Source organism: Psychrobacillus sp. FSL H8-0510, assembly GCF_038008345.1.
Classification (GTDB): Bacteria; Bacillota; Bacilli; order Bacillales_A; family Planococcaceae; genus Psychrobacillus; species Psychrobacillus psychrotolerans.
Genome location: NZ_JBBOYZ010000001.1, coordinates 2,743,397 through 2,766,792, shown reverse-complemented (window position 1 = coordinate 2,766,792; position 23,396 = coordinate 2,743,397). Strand labels below are relative to the sequence as shown.

Here is a 23,396-nt window from a genome sequence, read left to right as displayed (position 1 = left end):
CATGAATTTACTAGAAAATATGAGCAGGATTCAGCCATTTGTGGATAAGCTTCAAAATGAATCCTTTTCAACAATGTTTAAGCTCTTACAAGAACGTGTAGATTATCCTGAAAGCTTTGTCACAATGCTAGGAGAAACAAGTTCGGGAAAATCATCACTAATTAATGGTTTATTAGGACAAGAAGTGATTTATACTTCTGCCAGACCGACAACGGGAACGATTGTTGAATTATATGAATATGACATTGATGAAAAAATTACCCCTTATGCTCTAGTAAACAATGCGAAATTACGCAAATTAACAGATGCTCAATTTCATGAACAATGTTTAACGCCAAGCGAGGATGTACTGCGTCTTCGCTTACATGTACCAATGATGCCACGTCAACTTCAAGGTATGCGATTATTCGATACTCCTGGGTATGGCTCCATACATGATAAACATGAGGAAGTATTGACACAATTTGTTCCGAACAGTGATGTCATTATTTATGTCGTGAATTATCGGGTAGGGATTGGAGAGGCGGATGCCGAATTCCTGCAATATATTTCTAATTATTTGCAAGATGATTTGACGTTCTTTTTAGTCATTAATCGTGTACCAGAGGGAATTACAAGTGATAACGCCCGCATAAAGGAAATCGTTACCTATGCGAAAGATTTGTTGCATGAGGATATCCAACATTTCCTTGTACAATCAATCTCAGGAAATGAAGTAAAGCTACCACATGCGCCAGGTTTATGGGATGCGGTTCGGAAAGAAATTCAATCACCAGAGCGTCAACAACTTATAAATGACGTACTGTTAAACTATCAAATTCAGTTACTCCAAGATATTCAGTTAGAATGGCAAAAGAAAGTTGTAGGGGTTCGATTATCCGATGAATCGATTCAGCAAGTGCAACAAGAAATTGAGGAATTAAAGGATAAACAAAAGGAAGCGTATGAGTTAATTCAAAAAACATTTAATACAATTGAAGTAAAATTACCACGTCTTTTTGAAACTGCCAATAATCATATGCACCAATCCATTTCTAGTGAAATAAAAAATGCGAATAAGTGGACTTCTGCTGAGGAATGTATTGGTTATACAAGCGCTCATTTAATGCCACGTTACGAAAAGCTAGAACGTAGAAAAATTACGGATTATATAGATCAGGAAATAACCATTTTAAATGACAAATTAAATGAATTAATTAACCAAGCGTTTATTGATTTTACAAAAAATATTGAAATAATATCAAATGAGTTTGAGCCAATCCTTCAAGGTTTTTCGAAAAAAATTGCGACAAGAACGACGGATACAATCTTAAAATCCTTCTTATCGAAATTTGGTGGCCGAGGTGGTGCGGGAGCTGGTGTTGCAAACTTAGGAAAAAAGGTCATGAAAAAAGCTGGTGGTTTAGTTGGTAAAAAATTTACACGTGATCAATATAACCAATTAGCGAAATTTTTAAAGAAAATTGGTGCTACCTCTACTCGTAATTTAACGATTGCGGTGACTATTGCACTAGAAGGCATTTTCTATGTAATTGAGGCAAATCGTTGGCAAAGTCGCTTAATAAAAGATGTACAAAAAGCGCTTAATACTTGGCAACAAGATACTTTAAAAGATGTCCAATTAGATATGGTAGAATTACGTCAAACAAATATTGAAATGGTGAATGAGTGTTTTGATGAGTTGATTTCAACATTTAATCAATTAGATAATACACTCGAAATCAAAGAAATGGATGCTTGGCAAAAAGAAATTGATGATCTTCAAAACCTATTAAATGAAATGACAAGGGGTTAATAGCATGAGCAATCGTCGTAGAGGCTTAGAATTAGAAGAAGTTGTTTATACAGGTGAAATAATTGGTGGTAATGTAGCAACGTCACCAAAACAAGATAATGAATTAGAAAAACTGCAAATTAATAATAACCATGAATTAAATATGAAGAAAGTCGAGACGGTTACGGATTTAGTGAAGGTCGGTAGCAAAATCGTTGATATTATTTCTGTCCGTGAAATTAGTAAAGCGAAAGTAAGCGAAATGGATGCGGAAATTCGCCGTTTTAAAGCAGAAACAAAACGTGAAGTGGCCACTTTAAAAGAAAACCGTAAGACAATTGTTTCAAAAGGTGAGATTGTAAGTGATCTATTAGGAAAGTTGGCAACGATTTTAATGGCTAAAGACGTAGATGTAGAGTCTAAAAAAATTGCTGCGGAGACGTTTGAAAGAATAATTAAAGAGACAATTGCTGAAAATGAATAAGTTTGAAATTGTTCATATTGTTCTTGCTTTAATTGAACAAAATGAAATTCATCAGGCGAAAAAAGTAATCGCGGGTAAACAGTCTGAATTACGATTTTCTAAAGTGAATGGTGTGCGCGAAGAAGTCAACGAACTCATTCGCTCGATTAAAGAAATTGATAAAGAATTACTAGTTTTCAAACTTAAAAAAATGAAGCTACATGAACTATGTCCAGAAGTGACAATTGATTTGCAGAGCTATGTAGATGGTCTAGAAAGAACAAGAGCTGTATTAGCAAAGCAAAAAATGATGCTTGTAAGACAAAAAAGGTAATAAGATTAAGTTCGTGAAGAAAGAGGGAAAAGAGTACATGGGAATGATAGGTCGAAATGAGCCATGTTATTGTGAATCGGGAAAGAAATATAAGAAATGTTGCATGAAAAAAGATAGTAGTGAAATTGAGGGTGTGAAGTTTGATGAATCTAGAGTAGCCCGCAATTCTCATGATTTAATAGGAGGAATTAGAGAGTTGGCTTTGGGACAACTTGAACAATTAAATATCTACCTAAATAGAACCAATAAATATGATTCGCATATTGAATTTATCTCAAAGGATTTGCTGAAATTAGCTACTACAGATAACATGGAAGAACACTTTATTAAAGTGGTTCGAGAATCGTTTGAAGTAAAAGGTACATCTAAAGAGCAAATTTTTATGGAATTGCGTAATTATCGTAGAATATCTCAAAAAAAACCAAGTCTATCTGCTGCAGAACGTAAAGTGATTGAAATGATAGCGGAGTCAAACCTTGGTGAATATATGCTTTTAAATGATATGGAAACAGCAGATTATGGTGCAATGCGAGCAATAAATAAGTTTGGTTATGAGATAATTAAAGAAGGTATTCCAGATGGGTGTTACGTTAAGAAAGTGGATCTATATACAGATACAGGGGATAAGTTGATCAATTGGGATATAGAATTGGTAGATAAACCTATTCAACATATTTTTGTTGACTTTAACCCTCTTGATGAACTTTATCATGAGTATGAGAAATATGCACACTCATTACACGGTCTTGAAGAAGAATCAAAAAAATCATTAGCAACAGCTTTATTACGTGAATCAACTTTTACTCAAAAGACTAGTGATAAAATTTCATATATCGGACAAGCAATCCATTATACAGGAATATTTGAGCAGGAGTTAAGAATATTAATTGGATTAAATGAAAAGTGGGATAAACCTAAGAAAATGATGTGGGCAGATATTTGTACTTATTTAAGAGAAAATTCTTTGCCTTATCTATCTGAAAATATCGAAGATTTTGCAAGCCAACTAAAATCTATTCATCCAATTCGTAATAAAATTGCTCATGGTGAGAAAATTACATCTGCAGAATTTGAAATGATTAAATCACTAGCAATTGAAAAGCAAGCATTTCAATTTATTTCATGGGCTAAGATTTACTACGAAGAAGAATAATTCTAGAATATTTAATTAGTTAAAATATTTATAATCAGTGTAGTTAGTAATGGAAAATGCAAAATAGATATTAAATGGAATTTTTAATATGATGAGATGATTTTAGGGAATTTTTTGTTTGGTATACTAAAAAGCTAATTAATAAATTTTAATGACTCTACTAAATTTGAATCGAAACTACCTTCTAATTATATGATTAGGAGGTTTTTAATGTCTAAAAAAACAAGTGTAATTGATATTCCACTGTATTTTAAAGATTTTTAACTATAAATAGATTTTGATATTAGGGTAGCTACTTTGACAATGGAGGTGTCGCAGGGGGCAATCATTTAGAAATGGCCATTAATTCACTTTGGCTACAGATACTAACAGAATTCCTTTATTACGAGAAATATGATCATATCGGTTTTTAACACAGGTAAATTGTACAATGGATCTTATTCACGTACGCTTGAAAAAGTACGAGCATTCCTTTAGCCATGATAAGAAATTACATTAATTTCTATATCTATTTTGACGATGATATTTATTGTGAGCTTCCTAGCTTAAAAGTTTAGGAAGCTATTATATTATTGGGAAAATATTCTTTTTAGTATATTTATCATGGTATAATTTACTTATATGCTAATGTTCACAATAATTTAGTTTTTTCGTTTTTGAGAGAAATTAAGTGAAGTAGTGAGTAAGTAACAAGTGTACACAATTCATTTTCATTATTTTACAACAAATATTTTAAAGGATGTTTCTGATGTTTCATTATAATTCCGGTTACGCGAAGGTGAATAACCATTTTGTTATTAAAAATGTATCATATAAGACTTCTAAGACTTCGGATAATCCTATTCTTTCTATAATTCAAAACTTTATTGTACGAGGAAATCCAACGATTGCTACACCATTTTTACGTAAGAAACTTCATTTAAAACGATCTTATTTACATGAAATGGATGATGTTCGGTTTATTCAATCTTTGCCAACAGATTGGAGTCGTTCCATTCGGGGAGATGATACGAATCAGTCGTATCCTGCTTTAACGCTTTATGAAGATTTACGTCAAATATATAAACAAAAAAGCTTTTTAGCAGATTTATTTATTGCAGAATGTCCAATCAATCATATTATTCCTGATAGTAACTTTGAAAAGCAGGAAGTAGATTTCTATAGTCCTTTACTAAAACTCGTTATAGAAGTGGATGGTATACATCATGAAGATAGACAACAACAAAAGCTAGATCAGGAAAGGGACAAGTTTTTAAGTAAATATGGAATCAATGTGATTCGGGTTTCAACTACGCAAATTAAAAATAAAGATTATAGAAATCTTATCTTAAAGCTTCGAGAAAACTATTATAAACACGAATCGAAAATTAAATTGTACGAAAAGTATTTAGAAAATCCATCTTTATATCAATTGCACTATCAATTAACGGAAATTTACCGCTTTCAAATGTTGGTCATAGAATTAGTTAAAGGTGAGCATCTGCTATTTAGCGATAAACAGTGGGATTTTGCAGTAAGTACTCAGCAGCAGGCTCAATCACTTCAACTAGCTTTGGAGGATTTAAATAAATGGTTTGAAGTTATTGGGGAACTGTTTAATGAGTCTATTTCAATCCCTAAAATACATGTGCATTCTTCGATGAGAAAAGAATACATTTGTATTGATAATTTAGTTGGGAAGTATTGGGATGACACATTAAATGATCCTTCTATCATTTATATAAGGGATGATTATTTTGAAGAAAATAATTTCCGTGTAATGAATACAGGTTACATCGTGAATTATGCAATAAAAGAAGAGCAACATTTGCCGTCGCTTCAATATATATTAGATGTGCTTTATGGATTTAGCACATTTAATGCAGGACAAACTGATATTATTATTAATACATTAAATCGAAATGACACAGTAGGATTATTACCAACTGGGGGAGGTAAATCCTTAACGTATCAAATCTGCACTTTTTTACAGCCAGCGATTAGCTTTGTCGTTGCACCAATAAAATCGTTAATGGTTGATCAAGTCGAAAATTTAAAGAATAAACACTTTGTCGATTGTATCGATTATATTAACGGAGATTTGCCACCTCAAATTGCATCAAATAATTTAAACGGTTTTACAGAGGGAAAATTTTTGTTTTTAGTTATTTCGCCTGAAAGGTTTCAACAACAAGAATTTCGCAATCGAATCCAGATGATTCAAGCAAACAAGCAATTTGCATATGCTGTGATTGATGAAGCCCATTGCCTATCCGAGTGGGGACATGATTTTCGGACATCTTATTTAGCGTTAGCTCGAACTATACGAAGATATGCGCCTACCGCAACCTTTTTAGCATTAACCGCTACAGCTTCATCAAAAGTATTACAAGATATTCGTAATGAGTTAGATATTTCTAGCCAAAATGTAAAAACTATCTCAGACTTTACACGAAAAGAATTAAATTTTCATGTTGTTGAGGCTACCAAGTTTGAGAAACAAGATAAGTTAGCTAAGATAGTACAAGAAAATAAAAAACCTTATCCTCTACTTGTATTTACTCAAACAGCAGGTGGACCTAACGGATGTTTTAAGCTAAGTAACCAGCTGAGAAATCAATTGGGCTTAAAAACGGCTTTTTATAGCGGAAGTAAGCCAAAGGACTTTGACACGCAAAACTTTGCAAAATATAAAGAAAATGTTCAAAGTGCATTTATGAATAATGAATTAGATGTATTAGTTGCTACAAAGGCATTCGGTATGGGAATCGATAAGCCCGATGTACGTACGGTAATTCATTACGGTATTCCTTCTTCTCTAGAATCATATTATCAAGAGGCAGGTAGAGCGGGTAGGGATCGTTCTGATTCTGATTGTTATATTTTATTTACAAAAGATCAGTTAACGGAGTATCAAAGAAATATTTTATTTGGTTTAACTACGAAGTTAGATGAAATAGAAAAAACAACAAGGGTTTTAAAGGGCGATTTAAATAGTATCATGTATTTAATGAAACAAGGATTGAAGGATGTTGAAGAAGAAACATTGATAGTCTGTGATTTCTATTTTGAGTATCTCAGAGAAAACGGAGTAGTGAATATCCCAAAACAGGGAGATAATGAAAAAATAATATACAGACTGGCACTACTTGGACTTGTAGACGATTGGGTAATCGAATGGAAGACGAATGCAATTATTGTGACTCTAATTGATTATGATGAAGAGAATATTAAGGCTAGTGTTTTTAAACATATTCAAAAATATGATTCTACCTTTACTGAAACAGCTATATATAATAATGCAGAGTTGGTAGATTATTTAAAGGTTTATGAAAGCCACTCTGTTTCACCCCTATATAAATATGCTTATATTTTACTTAAATGGTATAACGATAATGTTTTATACTCTCGTAAACAATCACTTAAAAATATGTTTAATTACGTATTTGAGTTTGAGAGTTCAGATGACTTTCAACATAAATTAGAAACTTATTTTAAACGCAATGACGATGTGTATTTATTAGAAAAAACAGTTGCCAACCCTCATAATTTAAATAATTGGTGGAAAATATATTATGTGGAAACAAACGACAAGACAGTACCCAAAAATGAAAGTGAGATAAAAGATTTATCGATTACATTAAGTCGATTTCTAGAGAGTTATAAAAATGATCCAGCTTTAAATTTAATAGAAGGTATTACTACTTTAGTTAGTAGAGGTTCTTTAAATCGAGAATCTAAACAGCGTTTAATTCAATCTATTAAACATATCACAACATTAGAAGAAGGCCTTCGAAAAGAAATATTGTTATCCATTGTAGATGTAGCAAATGAATTTTTAATACAGGAAGAAAAAGTTATTTTGAGTGAAGTTTTAATAAACAACGGATTCAATTCGGTAGAAGATAAAAAGTTTGTTTATCAATCATTAGAAGATGATTTTTCTTATGGTCAACTTGTAAAACATTTAAGTTCCAGTATTAAAGAAGTTAGAATTGGTGGTGAATATCCGTGGGACAATTAGAGAAAATTGAATCATTAGAAACGTATATTGGTGAGCTAGGCAACGAAATTAAACATGTCAAAAAAGCATCAACATATTTACAGGAAATTGAGGCTCAACATTTATTGGTGGAGAAGCAGTTAGAAAGTGTTAAGCAGACAACTGAAACACTTGAAGCCATTCAATTGCATTTTGCTGATAAAACGAAGGAGTTTGAATCGCAATTAAAGAAAAATGAAAATCGATTTAAAGAACTAAATTCTACGGTGGTAAGTTCTTTTTCTGAGACAGAGCATTACTTAAAAGAAAATATTAGTGTGATTAAGCAAGAGACATCTATAGTTGGAAAAGACGTTCGGAATCTTCAATCAAAAACTAATTTGCTTGAACAACAAGTAGTATCGATGTCTTCTACGGTATCAACTGTAAACAATTCAATAATTGAGTTACAGCGACAAATCAATCAACTAGAACAGAAAAATGTGGAACTGAAAGAAACAGTTAAACAATCAGCTGAAAATCAGAAACAGTCAGCTAAACGTATAGAGAAAATTTCCATTTTAACTACTGCAATTCTTCTAATTGCGATTATATTAATAAGAATTGTATGAGTTCCGTAGGTTTCGAATTACGGAGCAGAGTAGAGATATGTATTTTTTTCTTCAATTTTACGGTAAGTTAATTGGAGGTATTTTAATTGGAGGGTGAACTTAGTAAGACTATCGAAGGCTATGAAGGATTATATGAAATTACGGAAAGTGGTCGCATATATTCAATAAGACACAAACGTTTTATGGTTAGATGTGAAAATGAATACGGTTTTCATATTGTAAAATTATCAAAGAATGGTAAAGGAACAAATCATAGAGTATTCGATTTGTGGAGAAAGGCTTTTGAAGATTTGACGGAAAATAAATTTAAAGGCGCTAAAAAAAGAATTTACTAATGTTGACATTAGAGTTGAGAGCATTCTCGATAAAACATTAGATAGCCATCTTTTAATGCAATTTGTATAATAGATGGTTGCAATATGAGTTGCTTCAGATTTGCTAGTATATTATAGATTGCGTTTTGTTATAGCTTATGAATAAAACAGCTAATTAAACAGCTACCCTGTGTTAGAAACATTCACGTTAATTCAAACAAACGTGAATGTTATGATTTTCATGTTTGTTTCTGACACAGGGAACAAAATTTTAAGGAGTTTAAATGAGGTATTTGAGATTCTTAAATACTGAAATGAGTTTGTCTACTCCTTAACCTCCCTTCAGAAGAAAGTGATGATAAAGGTGAAGGGGAAAATGTAGAATGTATCCAACTAACAGACGTTCTAGCATTTGATGTTTTCGAAAAATAATTTAAGAGATTTAAATGTAAAAGCAAATGATAGCTTAGTGTACATTTTGAATGATATTAAAATATAACTGTATAAATATGGAAGGAATAAAAAACATTGATTAAATACATAATGAAAAATGACTTTAGCGATGGTGATATAGCTTTATTTAATAACATCATAGTGGATGTTGATTTAGTTGAGGAACCTCCATTTTACGTATTAGTTACCAATAATAACAATAAATGCTTCTTAGGATATTTGGAAGGATTTGGAGAATATAAATCATGTAGAGTAGTTTCAATAATTTATGAGATATCAGATGTGCTATATAATTATGAGAATTATATTTTAGAAATTGATAATGAATTAAGAGAAATTAGTGAAGGTGATTTCAAAAATATCGAACTTAATATTAGAAGCTTAAAAGAAGCTCTAGAGGTATCAAATATTATAGTATCCCATAAAAATGATATTCTCTTTAGAGGACAGGCTAATAAAGAATGGGGTATTGAAAGTAGTCTGTTTAGAAATGGATATGATCGAAATAAAGAAGCATTATTATATTCAGAGATTAGGCATTTAAATCATAATCAGTTTAATTCTGAGAATTTTATTCAATTAGGTTGTGATATGCAGCATTATGGAATTCCCACTAGATTAGTTGATTGGACTGGTAATATTTTTAATGCAATTTATTTTGCTTGTGTAAGTGGTAGTACAGAGCTAAGTAAGGATGGAATAGTGTTTGTCGTTAATTGTCCAGAGATATTAGATGTTGATACCGAATCATATGAAGATATTAAATCTTTTTTGGAATTTAGGTATGGTAATAAATCAGATATAATTGAAGGGTTATTCCCTATTTTATCCAAAATATATGAGTCTGACAAAAAATATAAATTTTTTAAAACTAGATTTACCAATGAGCGAATAAAACGACAAAACGGGTATTTCTCTATTTGTTTTGAAGCTAGTGATCATGAGGCTAACATTTTTTTTAAGTATATGTTAAAGGATTATCTTAAAAGAAATAATAGCAACGTTCCTGTGCAAAATATAGACAAATTTGTGGATATAATCACTATTCCTCTCGATGAATCTGATATTGAACATATATGTCAAAAAGTTGAAGGTTATAACTCAATAGAAACAGAGCATCAAATAGATTTGGATGGCTTAAAAGAGGCTTTAAATAGATTTAGAAATATCAAGCCTTTTGATCATGTTATGAACGATATACAGAAGCAAGATCAACATATAAAAATAATTATTCCTTCTATATATAAGAGAGTTATTATCAATGAGCTTGATAAAGTTGGAATAAATAGTAGTACTGTATATCCGGATATAGAAGGAATGACAAAATATATTAGAGAAAAGTATTCTAATTAAAAATGGAGGATTTAGTGTGGAATATAAAGAAGCCAGATTAAGAAATTTAAAATTAAAATTATATAAAGTTTCATTATCTAAAGGTAGTAATATATTAGAACAGCATTTTAATAAGGAAAGCATAAATAAAAAACTATTTTTTAAAAAATCAGATATTGAAGAAAATATAAATGATATATTTGACTTTAAAGATGGGAAATACTCAATAAAACGAGAGATTGTATCTGAGTTTAATTTATATTCTACTAACTATGATCATTATTCATCCAGACAACAAGAATTAGAGGAAGAATTGAAGAATAATTATCTAGAAATAAAAGATATATATATGAACTTTAAACCTACTGAAAAAGCTCATGAAATAATTAAAAAAACAAAAGTAACAGCTGCAATGTTACATTGGATACATATACCTTTGTATCCAGAACAAACAATTATGAATTTAGACATTATTCCTGAAGAAAATACAGAAGGATATTATAATCACTTTCATCCTATTGAAGATTTGTATAGAGTTATTTTTGAGAATGGAGAAATAGCATGGGATAGTATAGAGGGAGATTATAATTTGAATTCTCCAATGAAAATGAGAATTTATTCTTCGCGATGGGGTCATGATGATATATACTCTGTAAAAAGAACAATGACTGGATGGAATTTTAAGCATTTATCATATGATGTTAATTGTTCTGCAGATGGATCATTAGATGGTTCCAAAAAGGATGGTTTTCATAGTATATTAGCACATGATTCAATCCATTATCCATACGACGGTGTAAAGTATGCCTTAGAAATATTGTGGAAAAAAGCAGATTCAACGAATATGTCAATAAAGGAGTTGGAGGGACAAATCCAAGAAATAGGAGATTGGATTAATGCTGTAGAAAAAGCAACTAAAAAATATCAGCCTAACTGGGTAGGTTATTATTAGTTTAGGTACTATTTCTAATACAATCAAAATTATTCAAAAGTAAGGGGTTTGTTTAATTGCAAGTACGAGAATACAAGGAAATTGATTATAATTATAAGACTATATGTAAAACTTGCTCACAGGAAATTACTTTTGGTTGGAGTGGCAGTGGGCATTCATGTCCAAATGATTATTCATATTATGATTGTAATTATGATTATACATTTGGGGGTAAAAATCTAACTATAGGATTTGATTTGTACACCCCTAATAATTATGGGTATCCAAGTGAAGTCTATTTCTATGATGCTATTACACAGGGAAACTACAATATTGATAGTGAAGATATCTATGTACAACCTTTTTCTGTTTTGTTAAGTGAACGCCGTGGAGAACATATTGTTCCAGATTTTTTTTTAGAACCTATGGATTTGATTATAGAAACAAGAGGTATTTGTAATGGAGATCAACTCGAGAAATATCGTAGCCAAATTCAATCATTGGAAAATTGTGAAATTATTCTTACTGACACCCCAGCTAGAAGTTTAAGTTATATGCTAATATCAGTAATAGGTTCAAAAAACTATGATGATATATATGGTACTTCTTTTATAACTGATGGGAAGGGAAATACTAAACTTGCATGTATTGCAAAATGTACTTTAACTAATTCATTTGAGTTTGGTACATATGAAGAGATAGTTAAGAAAGGTTATAAAAAAATACAAGTCATATTAGGGTTTGAAGAGAACAAAATAAAAATAGTTGATTCAAGGATCCTAAGAAGACTAGGGTTTGATATTAATACTAACAGGGCAGAAAAAATTTTTTCTCATGTAGATTTTCAAAGTGTTTTAGAATCTAATTATGTTCAATATCTTTGTGATTATTTACTTGTAGAGTGATTGACGAGTTTGTCCTATATTCTGATGAAATAATTATACAAGCCACTATTATTGAATGGTGACTGCTTTATCAGGGAGATCCAGTATTATATTAAACAATGTGATTACGATGTGGGGTTATACATAAGTTAGGTAACTTATTCAAAAGGAAAAGGTGTGTATATTTTTGAGAGTTATATTATTTATTTTATTATTCTTATGTATGAACCCCAACCTTTCCTAATAATATGTCGATTTACAAAATCTGATAACGATAAGATTTCTAATAGATTTATTAGAATAACAAAAGCAATAAAAGAACGTCTTTCAAAGTTCATTTTGTAAAATAATATTTACTTGCATAGTTAGTGAATGAATGTAAATGTAATTAACTATATCATATACAAGAATAATTTCCTTTCTTATTAAAAAGAAACAATTTAGTTGTACAAGCCCATTACAATATAATTTCTTGTCTCCGTAAGCAATTTTAATACACCTTATTAATTCCTTTGTAAGAGCAATTTTCGAAGGCCAAAAAAGCCTTGTGAACGTTGATCTAATAAGCTTTTAAGTTATTAGATCAGTAACACCCGCCGTCTCCATTTTTAGAAATCATTGGATTACAATAGATGTCAAAACCCTTGATATGATAGGGTTTTGACATTTTTAATCCATTAATCCAAAAAGGTGTAGTCTTCTCATATGGAGAAGACTACACCTTTTTAGTTAACTCTATAAACAAAAAAACATTTGCCTAGCCTTCCATATAACAAGAAAAAGGCAGGCATTTACCAAAACCTAATTGTAATACAGGTTTTCAGTCGGATATACCGGATCGTTGGTAATGTCGATTCCAAGCTTTTTAAAGGTCTGTTCATTTTCTCTATTCATTATAACCGTAGAATGAGCTTGTGTGTCTTTTAAATTTGGCAGCTGCTTATAAGCCAGCTCAGAAGTAGGGTTGGTGACCGCACTGATTGCCAGTGCAATCAGCACTTCATTGGCGCTTAGTGTCGGGACTCGACTGTTCAAATCATCGGTTTTTAACCGTTGAATCGTCTGCAAAATCATCGGTGACAACAAATCAATTTCATCGGCAATATTGGCCAATTTCTTCAACCCATTCAGAATCGCGGCTGCCGAAGCATCCATCAAAGTTGTCGTTCGACCGGTAATCATCGCGCCATTTGGTAGTTCTATCGCAATTACGGCTTGCAGATTCGTGCTGTCAATTTTCTCTTGGATTGCTTTCGCATAATTACGGGCCGGCAATACAGGTACCCGATCCTCTTTCTTTAAGTCAGTCCCTTCCAAAATCACTTGCATATGGCGTACACTATCTTCATCGGCAAGCCCTTTTTTATAGTCGTTCTCTACGCTGAAACTTCGCCGAATGATTTCCTGCCTGGCAGCTTCCTGCACGACCATATCGTCGGTGATACCCGATTTCAGACGATTAACACCCATATCGGTTGGTGAGAGGTAAACAGACTCTTTTCCAGTAATCCTTTCAATAATCCGTTTGATGACAGGAAACGTCTCCATATCACGATTGTAATTAATCGCTACTGTCCCGTATGCTTCATAGTGATAATTGTCAATCATATTCACGTCTTTCAAATCGACGGTAGCCGCTTCATAAGCGATGTTTACCGGGTGCTTTAACGGCAAGTTCCAAACGGGAAAAGTTTCAAACTTGGCATAGCCGACTTTATTTCCCAGTTTATTCTCGTGATACATTTGGTTAAGGCAGGTTGCAAGCTTACCGCTGGCCGGTCCAGGTGCCGTTACTACCACGATTGGCTTTGTCGTTTTAATATAGGGATTCATCGCAAATCCCTCCTCGCCAATGACCGCGTCCACATTTGTGGGATAACCTTTGATTTCACTGTGGGTGTAGACGCTAATTCCGCTTCTCTCAAGCTTACTCATAAATACTTTGGCAGTTGGCTGTCCTTGATAACGAGTGAGCAACACACTGTTGACAGAAATGCCATATGCCCGATATTCATCGATTAAGCGCAAGACATCTTGGTCATAAGTGATACCGTAATCTTCACGGACTTTGTTCCGCTCGATGTCTCCAGCGTACACACAGATGATGATTTCCGCATTTTCTTTCAGTGTATTCAATAATTTGATCTTCGCATCTTCATCAAATCCAGGCAAGACACGCTTGGCATGTTTGTCACCTATCAATTTTCCGCCAAATTCCAAGTAAAGTTTATCATACTGCTGCACCCGTTCTAAGATGTAGGCAGATTGTTCTTGCAAATATTTCTCCGAATCAAATCCAACTTTTTTCATTTAATTTCCGCCCGCCTTCTATACCTTAAGCTTTCCCTTAAACCTACTAATACAAAATCCTTAAGAGAGAATACTAACTAAAATACATCTTTTATCATTATAAAGCTTTTTAAAAAATAGACAAAGGAAAACTGGTCCAACCGTTTCAGTGATTGGGTTATTCTAAAGGTACATTGACCTTATCATGAATCTATTCAACCAAAGTAACGGAGTTTGGGCATGAGGAGTTGTCCCGCTTAACCTTTTATAGTTTAGCATTCCGAAACTCAAACATTTAATCAATTCTTTAACACTCCTGAATGGCGATTAGCCTTTGCGAATTGGTTACCATCTAAAGAATGAAGAAACATAGTTAGAAAGTAGAAAAAGTATTGCCAGTAATAAAATTGGACACCGATAAGTTATGGAATGGAAGTAGTTTTTAAACAAATGCCAAATGTAGCTTGTTTGTAATAGACCACGTACTTTACAAAAGCTATAATACGGTTAACCAATTCTTATGTGTCCCTTGAAAGTCTTGCACTAGCATAGCTACTGCCCATATGAAAATAAATAGGTAAGCAAAGTTGGCAAGTTAGATTACAAAAGTTATCTAACGAGGAAATAAGAAATACTATTAGTTCAATTTATGAAGATAGGAACTTCAGTCAGCATCTTATTAGACACACTTTATCTATTGATTCTCTAAAGATTCCAAACACCGTTCCGCTAGTTCGATGAGAACTCCTGCTCTATGATGATGTTTGAGGTACTGATTAAAATCAACTTTATCCTTACTTTCGATGTGCCTCTCGAGTGATTCACTACATTTCTTATTTTCCTCTTCAAGCATATCAATAATAATATCCATCATATTCATATCCCCTTCCGTGTCAGAAAGTCATCTCGAAATAATGCAATCGCTTTATGGGATTATATGATAATTGTTTACTAAATTCGAATATATTTTTTTCTGGATCGTATTCAAATCTCAATATCTCCATACTTGCGGTTTCGTAGGAAATCGATTAAGTCAAAATCCATTAGAAACAGATTTTTTTGCATTGAATTTTATTGGAATACAGCTAAAAACACTATATGTTCAAAAAGCTTGAGTACCTAAAATGTTGAGTAGTTCTAATGACTTGATATAATAATACAAAGAAGACTTATTGAATTTTTTATTCTATTATCTGAATAAACACGTAGAAAGTAGGGGGGACGTTGTCAGCAATAGAAGTAATATCATGGCCATTCAAACAAGAAAGCATTAGTCAAATAAACAACACAGAACAATACTTAAATTACCCCGTTATTTATGTGCTAAATGGGAATAAGGAAGCTTATATCGGCGAGACAGTGTATTTCAAAAACCGTATGAAAGCACATTTAAAAGCACGGAAAAACATCGATCAAATTAATCTGATTAAGCACGAAAAGTTTAATCGTTCGGCAACGTTTCATTTGGAAACGAAGCTTATTAATTACTTCCTTGGTGATGAAAAGTATACGTTACAGAACAAAAGTAAAACGGCTAGCGATTTTACCCACAATTACTACAACAAGTCATACTATGATCAACAATTATTTATAGAACTTTGGCAAAAATTATATGACCAAAAACTAGTTAATCATGAGCTACATACAATCGAAAATAAAGATATTTTTAAATTGTCGCCATTCAAGGAATTATCCTTAGAACAAATCGAATTAAAAGAAAAAGTACTTGAGTTTTGTGAGAAACAAGTAAAAGTAAATACAGAAGAATATGGCAGTTTATTAGTGATTGAAGGGGAAGCTGGAGTAGGAAAAAGCGTTGTTTTAAGCTCTATTTTTAATACGATTCAAGAGCGGACAGAAGAAGCTTCTTCACCACTTTATCAAACAGAAAATTATTTAGCTGTAAATCATGAAGAGATGTTTAAGACGTATAAAGGCATTGCGAAACAGGTGAAGCATTTAAAAGGGAAGAATTTTGCTAAGCCGACACCTTTAATTAATTCTCTGCAAAAACAGAATAAAAAGTCCGACATCATTTTTGTAGACGAAGCTCATTTATTGCTTACAAAGCCAGATACGTATAATAACTTCCATGGAAACAATCATTTGGAGGAGCTATTAAAATTAGCAAAAGTAGTTGTCATTATTTACGACCAAAGTCAGGTTCTGAAATTGAAAAGCTTATGGGGGGCAGCAGCCCTAGAGCAATTAAAAAGGAAAAGTACTTATCATGAAGAGTATCAGTTAACCAACCAGTTCCGTATGCAAGCCAATGATGATGTTATTAACTGGATTAATGCTTTCAAACATAAGCAATTATTGCCAATACCTAAGGACATGAACTATGAATTCAAAGTGTTTGAGACAATGGAAGATATGCATGAAAAAATAAAGGTCCAAAACAATGAATTTGGGCTAAGTCGAGTGGTTTCAACATTTGATTACTTACATAAAAAAGATGGTGGTACCTATTATGTGAACGAGTCAAATGGTGAGTACAAGATGCCTTGGAATACTACAAGTACGAAATATACCTGGGCTGAAAAACCAGAAACGGTACACGAGGCTGGCTCTATTTATACAATTCAAGGTTTCGATTTAAATTACGTTGGTGTGGTGCTCGGGCCATCTGTTAAGTATGATACAGCTAAAGATGAAATTGTCATTGATACAAGTAAGTATATGGATAAAGGTGCTTATACAGGTACAGAAGGCATTGCCAATGTAAATGAAGCAAAAGAAAAAATCGTTCTTAACTCCATCAATATTCTAATGAAGCGTGGAATCAAAGGACTATACATTTATACAAGTGATGATGCATTACGAAACAAATTATTAGAATATCAAAAAGCAGGTGAAACACATGAGTGAACTTGAGCAACTAAGCGAAAAAATTCTGCAATTCAGAGACGAACGCAACTGGCATCAATTCCATAACCCTAAAGATTTAGCATTATCATTATCACTTGAGGCTAGTGAGCTATTGGAACTTTTTCAGTGGAAAACGAGTGAAGAGGCTGTTGAAAAGAACTTAGAGAAAATGAAGGAAGAGTTAGCAGATATAATAACTTATGCACTTTTGTTTGCTAATGAAACTAATATTGATGTTGTGAGCGCAGTACATAAAAAATTAACTAAAAATGATGAGAAATATCCTGTGGAGAAGTCATTCGGGAGTAATAAAAAATATACAGAATTTTAGTAAGAGTATTCCATGACCCATCACCTCAAAAAAATGAGCCATGCTTACACGTAGGTAAGCATGGCTTATTTAATGGTTAGATACTTATGCCAAGAGAAACCAGTAAGTAGTTTAGTGAAACGATTGCAACAGAGATGTGTAACAATACGGTTAACCAATTCTTATGTGTTCCTTGAAAGTCTTGCACTAGCATTGCTACTGACCATATGAAAATAAATAGGTAAGCAAGCTGTAATAGTATAGCTGGTAACATTAAAAAACCTCCTTTTCCATATTATATGAAATAAACAAGAGAAGGATGCCAGTGGAAAACGAGTGAAGAGGCTGTTGAAAAGAACTTAGAGAAGATGAAGGAAGAGTTAGCGGATAAATACTTTACATCAAAAATTAACTAATAATGAAGAGAAATATCCTGTGGAGAAGTCATTCGGGACTCTAGGGGTTTTTCTTCAGTGTAGTGGCTTTTACCTAGTTTCACTGAGTATCAATCAAACGTAAACTTTGTAAATTCCACGTTTGTTTCTAACATAGGGAACAATTGACTTTTTATATACATATTTTATACAATTATAACTCGACTGAAATTTTAGAAAGTTTAGGGGGGAGTATCATAATGGACACTATATATGAAGAGGAATTAAAGAGTTTGCAAGAAGTTTTATCTAAACTGGATGACCGAATACACAAGCTAGAAAGTATTCCAGTTTATCACGGGGATAACTATACCGAGCAAGTTCTTGAGAGTATGAGGGAGTTAAATCGGCAAAACTTACGAATTGGTGTACAGGAGCCATACTTTGGTCGGTTAGATTTTAGGGAGGATAGCCATTTAGAGCCAAATCCATTATATATTGGGAAAGTCGGTGTTTCGGATGAGGCAGCCAAGAAACCAATAGTGATTGATTGGCGTGCACCAGTTGCGAGTATGTTTTATTCCTTCAATGGTGGAGAAGAACTGGCTTTTTATCAATCTCCTGATGGATTGGTAGAAGGAGAAGTCTATTTAAAAAGAAACATAGCCATTCGTAAAAGAGAACTAGAGCGTGTGGTAGATACGTATATAAAAGGTAGTGAAGATGTATCCCTGACAGACGAATTTCTCTTATACCGATTAGGTGAAAATAAAGATAATAAATTAAAAGATATCGTTTCAACGATACAATCTGAGCAAAATGAAATTATCCGAGCTGAGAAAAATATACCGTTATTGATCCAAGGTGTTGCAGGGAGTGGGAAAACAACTGTCGCTTTACATCGCCTTGCTTTTTTAATCTATGAATATCGTGAACAGCTACAAGCAGATAGAATGATCATATTCGCACCAAACAGTTTGTTTTTAGACTATATTTCGGGTGTACTTCCTGAACTGGGAGTAGGTAATATTAAACAAACTACTTTTCCAGAGTGGGCGTTACGTCTCTTAGATAATGCGGTGAAATTAAAACAACCAGAAGAAAAGTTAAAAGAAGCTTTTTCAATTAATCGTGACAATAATAAAGTGATGCTTGATAAATTGAAGGGGTCAATCAAGTTTAAGTCATTTATTGAAAGAAGTCTCATTCAATTTGAAGAAAATCTAGTACCAACAACGAATCTCGAACTTTGGGATCAAGCTGAGATAACAGTAGATGAAATTAAGAAGTGGTTATTGGTTGAATATAAGCATTATCCATTAACAAAGCGCAGGGAACGATTAGTTGCACGAATCAAGCGTTGGATAGAGATAGAGCTTAAAAAGGTCGAAGGAACCAATGAGAAAAAGCTACTGAAAAAAGAGGCTAATATAAGATTAAATGCATATATGAAGTTTTGGCCGAAAATAAGCGCTTTATCGTTTTATACATCCTTGATGAAACGAAAAGAAATAGTAGAACTACTGCCAGAAGGGCTTGTACGAGAAACAGAAAAGAATTGCCAAAAGAAAGAAGTAAATGTAGAAGATTTAGCACCACTCCTCTATATTCATCACCAATTAATAGGAATTGAGGGCAAACAAAAATTTCATCATGTTGTCATCGATGAAGCACAAGACTTTTCGCCATTTCAAATTTATCTTTTAAAAGAGATTACACTGGGAAATTCTTTTACCATTTTGGGCGATTTGTCTCAGGCAATTTATAATTATCAAGGTATTGAGGACTGGAATGACTTTAAAGAATTGTTTCAAGAAACGGGTTATTATGAACTGACGAGAAGCTATCGTTCGACAAAGGAAATTATTGAATTTGCAAATGAGGTCATTAAGCATGCTGAAGTTCCAGTAGGTCTTGCAACACCAGTTTTTCGTAGTGGTGAAAAAGTGAAAGTGATTGCTACGGATGATCAAAATACCGAAATCGTGAAGGTATTACAAGATTTAGGAAAAGGAAATCTCAAGACGATTGCGATTATAGGTAGAACAGATGCTGAATGCCGTTCGATACATGAAAAGTTACTAACTGCAGGGATTAATGCGAACGTCATTGAAGCAAATCAAAGTAAATACGCAGGTGGTATTTCAGTCGTACCGGTGTATTTAGCTAAAGGGTTGGAATTTGATGCAGTGCTACTTATCGATGTGGATGCAACTCACTATAAAGATTCAAAGTATGATGCCAAATTATTATATGTAGGCTGCACGAGGTCTCTCCACGATTTACGTATTTTCTATTCTGGTGAAGCATCACCATTAATTCAAGGAATTCCAGAAGGATTTTATGAAAGTAAATAATAGATGTTGGAAGAGGATTACTCTATGAGATGTTAGAGGACCTCTTTTTTGCGTTATTTTAGCGTGAGTAGTTGGTCTTCTTGGAGAAACTGTAACTTTTTAAAACCATGTCCTTGTGTAGAAACATTCATGTTAATTCAAACAAAAGTGAATCTTGTGATTTACATATATCTTTGCTAAAAGGATTAGGAGCAATTTTGTTTTTTATTATCATGGTAGTACCAATAACTGCCCCTTTTCCTGCATGGCAGTCTGGCATAATGCGAACATTGGCACCTGTTACAAATTGTTGATCTAAAAATGATTTAATCTGTTCCATTGTCACGTCATCAATATTTTCTGTAAATACTTTTGCAGTATCAAACTTACCTTTAATTATTTTCATCATTTCAAACTTCCTCCTTTTTAACACCTATGTAACCATTCGAGTAAGGAGCAATAATCCCTTTTTCTTTAACGTAAATTTTATCAAACTTTGTCTAGCATTTTTATGGCAGCTAAAAACCTTCTAATTCAAAGGATAAGGATGAATTAGAAGGCTTTTCTATCAAATCATATATTATATCTAGGTTATTATTAATTTAGAACGGTATTTCCAACAAGAATAACTATTCAGACTGTTTAATAGTTTGCTTAAATAGTCGGAATAATAATCCTTAACTGCTGTTCATTTAAAGAAACACTATTTCATCTTACTTTTTGTTTTCTCATCCATTGGGTTGCGACCCACTTCTCACCTGTTATAACTGGTGCTCCACCATGTAAAGTTAAATCGTTTATATTTTGATCATTATAAAAATACTCGAAGTAAACGGCCATCCCTTTTTTGGGTGTTACTGAAAAATTTAGTTTAGGGAAGTAAGTTTCTCCACCTTCTTCTACATCATTTAAGTACATAACAAGTGTACTGATTCTATTATTGTTTGCTGCTTTACTAGTGGATGAAAAGAAATCATTATGAGCTCTATACTCTTGACCGGGTGTATATTGGAGTATTTGAAGGCCTTCTCCGTGTTCTATAGGTATGTTCATGATAGAGGAGACTCTTTTTTCAACTCTCGCAACAATTTCATTTTCACTTTCTTCGAAAAACATACTACTACTTGTTCTCAGTTCATTTACTTCTCGTGACGCTCCAATTTTGGAACGGTTCAATTTGTCCTTAGACAACCTGATTAGTTCCTCGCACTCTTCATTACTTAACACATTACCCAATAGCACTATTAGTGGTTCCTCTAAACGAGTGACTATGTCAATCTCTCTATCTGTCATTATTTTGTTGCCAACGTGATCGAATATAGTTTGCTCTTTGTTGTCCGTTATCAAGTGCAAATCTCCTCTTAGACTATTAAATTTTCAAAGCTAGTAAGTTATTATGTGAGAATATAATGCTAACGGTTAACTTTTCCTTTAAATATTTGAATTAAAAGGAATTTACTTATGCTCCTTTCTGGAATTAATTTCAATATATTTTATCATACTATTTTTATATATCGCAAATATGAGAATAATCTAACGAGTGATTTTTTAAATATTGAGGGAAACGTGAAAATCAGGCGAAGTGGATGGAAGATAAGGCTTTACTGAATAAATCTAATAGGTATGAATGATATAATTTAATAATAATATTCAGGTTTCTTATGATGCGTTTGGATACTGATTTACTGGACAGTTGTAGTCCCTAGGCGATGTGTAGTAGTTAGAAAACCAATGCTAAATAAATTAACAAAAGTAGAGTATATAAGGGGGGATACACATGAAATGCGGTGCAAAGTGTTTTATAGTGGAGGCCGAAGTAAATGGCAAAATGCAATCGATACCGGTGACAGCAAGAACTTCTATTCAAGCTAGAAAAACTGTATCTCTAGAGTATGGCAATGAATTAAAGATAATTGCAGTGAAGGCTGATACCGATTCACTGTAATTTACATAAAGAATTTTTCGAATAAAAAGCACCTCTTTCCTGATCTATCTGCAGGGAAATGGTGCTTAAATTGTATTACAGTCTAACTACCGATTCTCTATCCTATTATCATATTCTAACAGTAATAGTGAACACCCATTAGGTCTGCCTGAACGTAAGATAAATTATATGTGAGGGGGAAATATAATTTGGAGACTGGTAAATTAATCATTTGGGAACCACTGAAGGAAAATCCATTTGATCGTTTTAAAGTACAAATGAACTTAGTGTCTTTGCAATATGACGGGGAAGACTTTGTGTTAATCTTTACAGCGTTCAATAGTGAAGAGAAATTCAAATTCATCTACAAGCAATATGATTTTAGTTTTTATGCCATTCGTCATTTCCGTATTCTTAAGGAATGGACTCGAGGTGATATTGAATTCCTTATTGGTAAATTACGAGAAGAAAGGGATTCCGCGGGATTGCAAAAGTTCCCATACGATCCCACCTTTTACAAAATAGAAAATTCGAGTTTCAAATCTTGGTATAAGAATATTGACCTTTCTTTACCAACATCGGAAGATTCCCAGCTGGAACATCACTTGTACATAGCCTCCGATTATTTTATTGATGTACTAAGTGAAAATCAACCTATAATAAGCATTGACCATACGAATCGTTGACCATTCAAAATCCCTTCGAAGATGGTACACTAAATCCAATACTTACATTCGGAGGTAACGGACATGAGCGAAAGATCTGAAGATAGAATGGTAAAGGAAATAATTTTAGATAATAGGTTAATAAAAGTAAATCATTATGAACAAGAAAAAGTAAATGGTTTACACCAAATTTCAATAGTGTTTGACGTAACAAGTGAAGATTATCATGATATTGCGACTTTATTGTATAAGTGTACTTTTGAAGTTACTGTTCCAGACGAATTATTATTTTTCCGGGGAACTATTAGGAATTACTCAACTTCCATTACTAACTTATATGAGCAAGGGCAAGTGGGCGAATATAAATTGACTTTGCTGGAGACGGAGATATAAGAA

The 23,396-nt window shown here is 32.8% G+C and carries 21 protein-coding genes; 16 read left to right on the top strand and 5 right to left on the bottom strand.

All coding sequences use genetic code 11. The features are described 5' to 3' along the window. Position 1: 1 nt before the first annotated feature. From MHI40_RS14040 to MHI40_RS13990, 10 genes are all read left to right on the top strand, one after another. Positions 2-1,795, top strand: coding sequence for a dynamin family protein (locus MHI40_RS14040; RefSeq protein ID WP_340763147.1), 1,794 nt, complete (start codon positions 2-4; stop codon positions 1,793-1,795). 4 nt (positions 1,796-1,799) lie between these two features. Further along, on the top strand, positions 1,800-2,258 hold the full coding sequence (locus MHI40_RS14035; RefSeq protein ID WP_340763146.1) for a hypothetical protein: 459 nt from the start codon (positions 1,800-1,802) through the stop codon (positions 2,256-2,258). Beyond that, complete coding sequence (locus tag MHI40_RS14030; RefSeq protein WP_340763145.1) at positions 2,251-2,571, top strand: hypothetical protein; 321 nt, start codon at positions 2,251-2,253, stop codon at positions 2,569-2,571. Before MHI40_RS14035 ends, MHI40_RS14030 begins: the two co-directional genes overlap by 8 nt. 37 nt (positions 2,572-2,608) lie before the next feature. Continuing rightward, positions 2,609-3,724 (top strand): SEC-C metal-binding domain-containing protein, encoded by a 1,116-nt coding sequence (locus MHI40_RS14025; RefSeq protein WP_445678341.1) that lies wholly within the window; start codon positions 2,609-2,611, stop codon positions 3,722-3,724. Positions 3,725-4,472: 748 nt separating this feature from the next. Further along, on the top strand, positions 4,473-7,727 hold the full coding sequence (locus tag MHI40_RS14015; protein WP_340763143.1) for a RecQ family ATP-dependent DNA helicase: 3,255 nt from the start codon (positions 4,473-4,475) through the stop codon (positions 7,725-7,727). Next, on the top strand, positions 7,715-8,317 hold the full coding sequence (locus MHI40_RS14010; protein ID WP_340763142.1) for a hypothetical protein: 603 nt from the start codon (positions 7,715-7,717) through the stop codon (positions 8,315-8,317). Before MHI40_RS14015 ends, MHI40_RS14010 begins: the two co-directional genes overlap by 13 nt. Positions 8,318-8,403: 86 nt before the next feature. Beyond that, positions 8,404-8,652, top strand: coding sequence for an NUMOD4 domain-containing protein (locus tag MHI40_RS14005; RefSeq protein WP_340763140.1), 249 nt, complete (start codon positions 8,404-8,406; stop codon positions 8,650-8,652). A 522-nt stretch (positions 8,653-9,174) separates the two neighbouring features. Continuing rightward, positions 9,175-10,437, top strand: coding sequence for an FRG domain-containing protein (locus MHI40_RS14000; RefSeq protein ID WP_340763139.1), 1,263 nt, complete (start codon positions 9,175-9,177; stop codon positions 10,435-10,437). 16 nt (positions 10,438-10,453) lie between these two features. After that, the gene (locus MHI40_RS13995) at positions 10,454-11,368 is read left to right on the top strand and encodes a hypothetical protein (protein WP_340763137.1); all 915 of its coding nucleotides are present in this window, start codon (positions 10,454-10,456) and stop codon (positions 11,366-11,368) included. A gap of 56 nt (positions 11,369-11,424) precedes the next feature. Continuing rightward, positions 11,425-12,252 (top strand): hypothetical protein, encoded by an 828-nt coding sequence (locus tag MHI40_RS13990; RefSeq protein WP_340763136.1) that lies wholly within the window; start codon positions 11,425-11,427, stop codon positions 12,250-12,252. A gap of 780 nt (positions 12,253-13,032) precedes the next feature. Here the strand turns inward: MHI40_RS13990 and MHI40_RS13985 are convergent. Both MHI40_RS13985 and MHI40_RS13980 read right to left on the bottom strand, forming a co-directional pair. Next, complete coding sequence (locus MHI40_RS13985; protein ID WP_340763135.1) at positions 13,033-14,541, bottom strand: DUF1846 domain-containing protein; 1,509 nt, start codon at positions 14,539-14,541, stop codon at positions 13,033-13,035. A gap of 673 nt (positions 14,542-15,214) precedes the next feature. Then, positions 15,215-15,394, bottom strand: coding sequence for a hypothetical protein (locus MHI40_RS13980; protein WP_340763134.1), 180 nt, complete (start codon positions 15,392-15,394; stop codon positions 15,215-15,217). A 350-nt stretch (positions 15,395-15,744) separates the two neighbouring features. Between MHI40_RS13980 and MHI40_RS13975 the strand changes: the two genes are divergently transcribed. Both MHI40_RS13975 and MHI40_RS13970 read left to right on the top strand, forming a co-directional pair. Beyond that, complete coding sequence (locus MHI40_RS13975) at positions 15,745-17,391, top strand: DUF2075 domain-containing protein (protein WP_340763132.1); 1,647 nt, start codon at positions 15,745-15,747, stop codon at positions 17,389-17,391. Next, the gene (locus tag MHI40_RS13970) at positions 17,384-17,722 is read left to right on the top strand and encodes a nucleotide pyrophosphohydrolase (protein ID WP_340763131.1); all 339 of its coding nucleotides are present in this window, start codon (positions 17,384-17,386) and stop codon (positions 17,720-17,722) included. Before MHI40_RS13975 ends, MHI40_RS13970 begins: the two co-directional genes overlap by 8 nt. Before the next feature lie 76 nt (positions 17,723-17,798). On the opposite strand, the gene MHI40_RS13965 is transcribed toward MHI40_RS13970, so the two are convergent. Beyond that, entirely contained in the window at positions 17,799-17,975 is a 177-nt protein-coding gene (locus tag MHI40_RS13965; protein ID WP_175496292.1) for a hypothetical protein, read from the bottom strand. Between the two features lie 360 nt (positions 17,976-18,335). On the opposite strand from MHI40_RS13965, the gene MHI40_RS13955 reads away from it, so the two are divergent. Next, entirely contained in the window at positions 18,336-20,432 is a 2,097-nt protein-coding gene (locus MHI40_RS13955) for a HelD family protein (RefSeq protein ID WP_340763130.1), read from the top strand. 127 nt (positions 20,433-20,559) lie between these two features. Here the strand turns inward: MHI40_RS13955 and MHI40_RS13950 are convergent, their stop codons facing one another. Further along, complete coding sequence (locus MHI40_RS13950) at positions 20,560-20,820, bottom strand: hypothetical protein (RefSeq protein WP_340763129.1); 261 nt, start codon at positions 20,818-20,820, stop codon at positions 20,560-20,562. Between the two features lie 299 nt (positions 20,821-21,119). Then, positions 21,120-21,704, bottom strand: coding sequence for a 2OG-Fe(II) oxygenase (locus MHI40_RS13945; RefSeq protein WP_093537820.1), 585 nt, complete (start codon positions 21,702-21,704; stop codon positions 21,120-21,122). 484 nt (positions 21,705-22,188) lie between these two features. Here MHI40_RS13945 and MHI40_RS13940 point away from each other — a divergent pair, with 484 nt between their 5' ends. From MHI40_RS13940 to MHI40_RS13930, 3 genes are all read left to right on the top strand, one after another. Beyond that, positions 22,189-22,356 carry a hypothetical protein gene (locus MHI40_RS13940; RefSeq protein ID WP_340763128.1) on the top strand — a complete coding sequence of 56 codons (168 nt, stop codon included), beginning with the start codon at positions 22,189-22,191 and terminating at the stop codon, positions 22,354-22,356. Positions 22,357-22,544: 188 nt separating this feature from the next. Next, the gene (locus tag MHI40_RS13935; protein ID WP_340763126.1) at positions 22,545-23,021 is read left to right on the top strand and encodes a hypothetical protein; all 477 of its coding nucleotides are present in this window, start codon (positions 22,545-22,547) and stop codon (positions 23,019-23,021) included. An 87-nt stretch (positions 23,022-23,108) separates the two neighbouring features. Further along, a complete protein-coding gene (locus MHI40_RS13930; protein WP_340764527.1) occupies positions 23,109-23,393 on the top strand; it encodes a DUF3219 family protein in 285 nt (94 codons plus the stop codon). Positions 23,394-23,396 lie beyond the last annotated feature (3 nt).

Bases quoted from the DNA above. Each gene is read 5' to 3' on its own strand.
- MHI40_RS13985 (WP_340763135.1), bottom strand. From the start codon at position 14,541: ATGAAAAAAGTTGGATTTGATTCGGAGAAATATTTGCAAGAACAATCT.
- MHI40_RS14035 (WP_340763146.1), top strand. From the start codon at position 1,800: ATGAGCAATCGTCGTAGAGGCTTAGAATTAGAAGAAGTTGTTTATACA.
- MHI40_RS13955 (WP_340763130.1), top strand. From the start codon at position 18,336: ATGGACACTATATATGAAGAGGAATTAAAGAGTTTGCAAGAAGTTTTA.
- MHI40_RS13980 (WP_340763134.1), bottom strand. From the start codon at position 15,394: ATGATGGATATTATTATTGATATGCTTGAAGAGGAAAATAAGAAATGT.
- MHI40_RS14025 (WP_445678341.1), top strand. From the start codon at position 2,609: ATGGGAATGATAGGTCGAAATGAGCCATGTTATTGTGAATCGGGAAAG.
- MHI40_RS13930 (WP_340764527.1), top strand. From the start codon at position 23,109: ATGGTAAAGGAAATAATTTTAGATAATAGGTTAATAAAAGTAAATCAT.
- MHI40_RS14000 (WP_340763139.1), top strand. From the start codon at position 9,175: ATGAAAAATGACTTTAGCGATGGTGATATAGCTTTATTTAATAACATC.
- MHI40_RS13945 (WP_093537820.1), bottom strand. From the start codon at position 21,704: ATGACAGATAGAGAGATTGACATAGTCACTCGTTTAGAGGAACCACTA.
- MHI40_RS13950 (WP_340763129.1), bottom strand. From the start codon at position 20,820: ATGATGAAAATAATTAAAGGTAAGTTTGATACTGCAAAAGTATTTACA.
- MHI40_RS13940 (WP_340763128.1), top strand. From the start codon at position 22,189: ATGAAATGCGGTGCAAAGTGTTTTATAGTGGAGGCCGAAGTAAATGGC.
- MHI40_RS14015 (WP_340763143.1), top strand. From the start codon at position 4,473: ATGTTTCATTATAATTCCGGTTACGCGAAGGTGAATAACCATTTTGTT.
- MHI40_RS13970 (WP_340763131.1), top strand. From the start codon at position 17,384: ATGAGTGAACTTGAGCAACTAAGCGAAAAAATTCTGCAATTCAGAGAC.
- MHI40_RS13965 (WP_175496292.1), bottom strand. From the start codon at position 17,975: ATGTTACCAGCTATACTATTACAGCTTGCTTACCTATTTATTTTCATA.
- MHI40_RS14030 (WP_340763145.1), top strand. From the start codon at position 2,251: ATGAATAAGTTTGAAATTGTTCATATTGTTCTTGCTTTAATTGAACAA.
- MHI40_RS14040 (WP_340763147.1), top strand. From the start codon at position 2: ATGAATTTACTAGAAAATATGAGCAGGATTCAGCCATTTGTGGATAAG.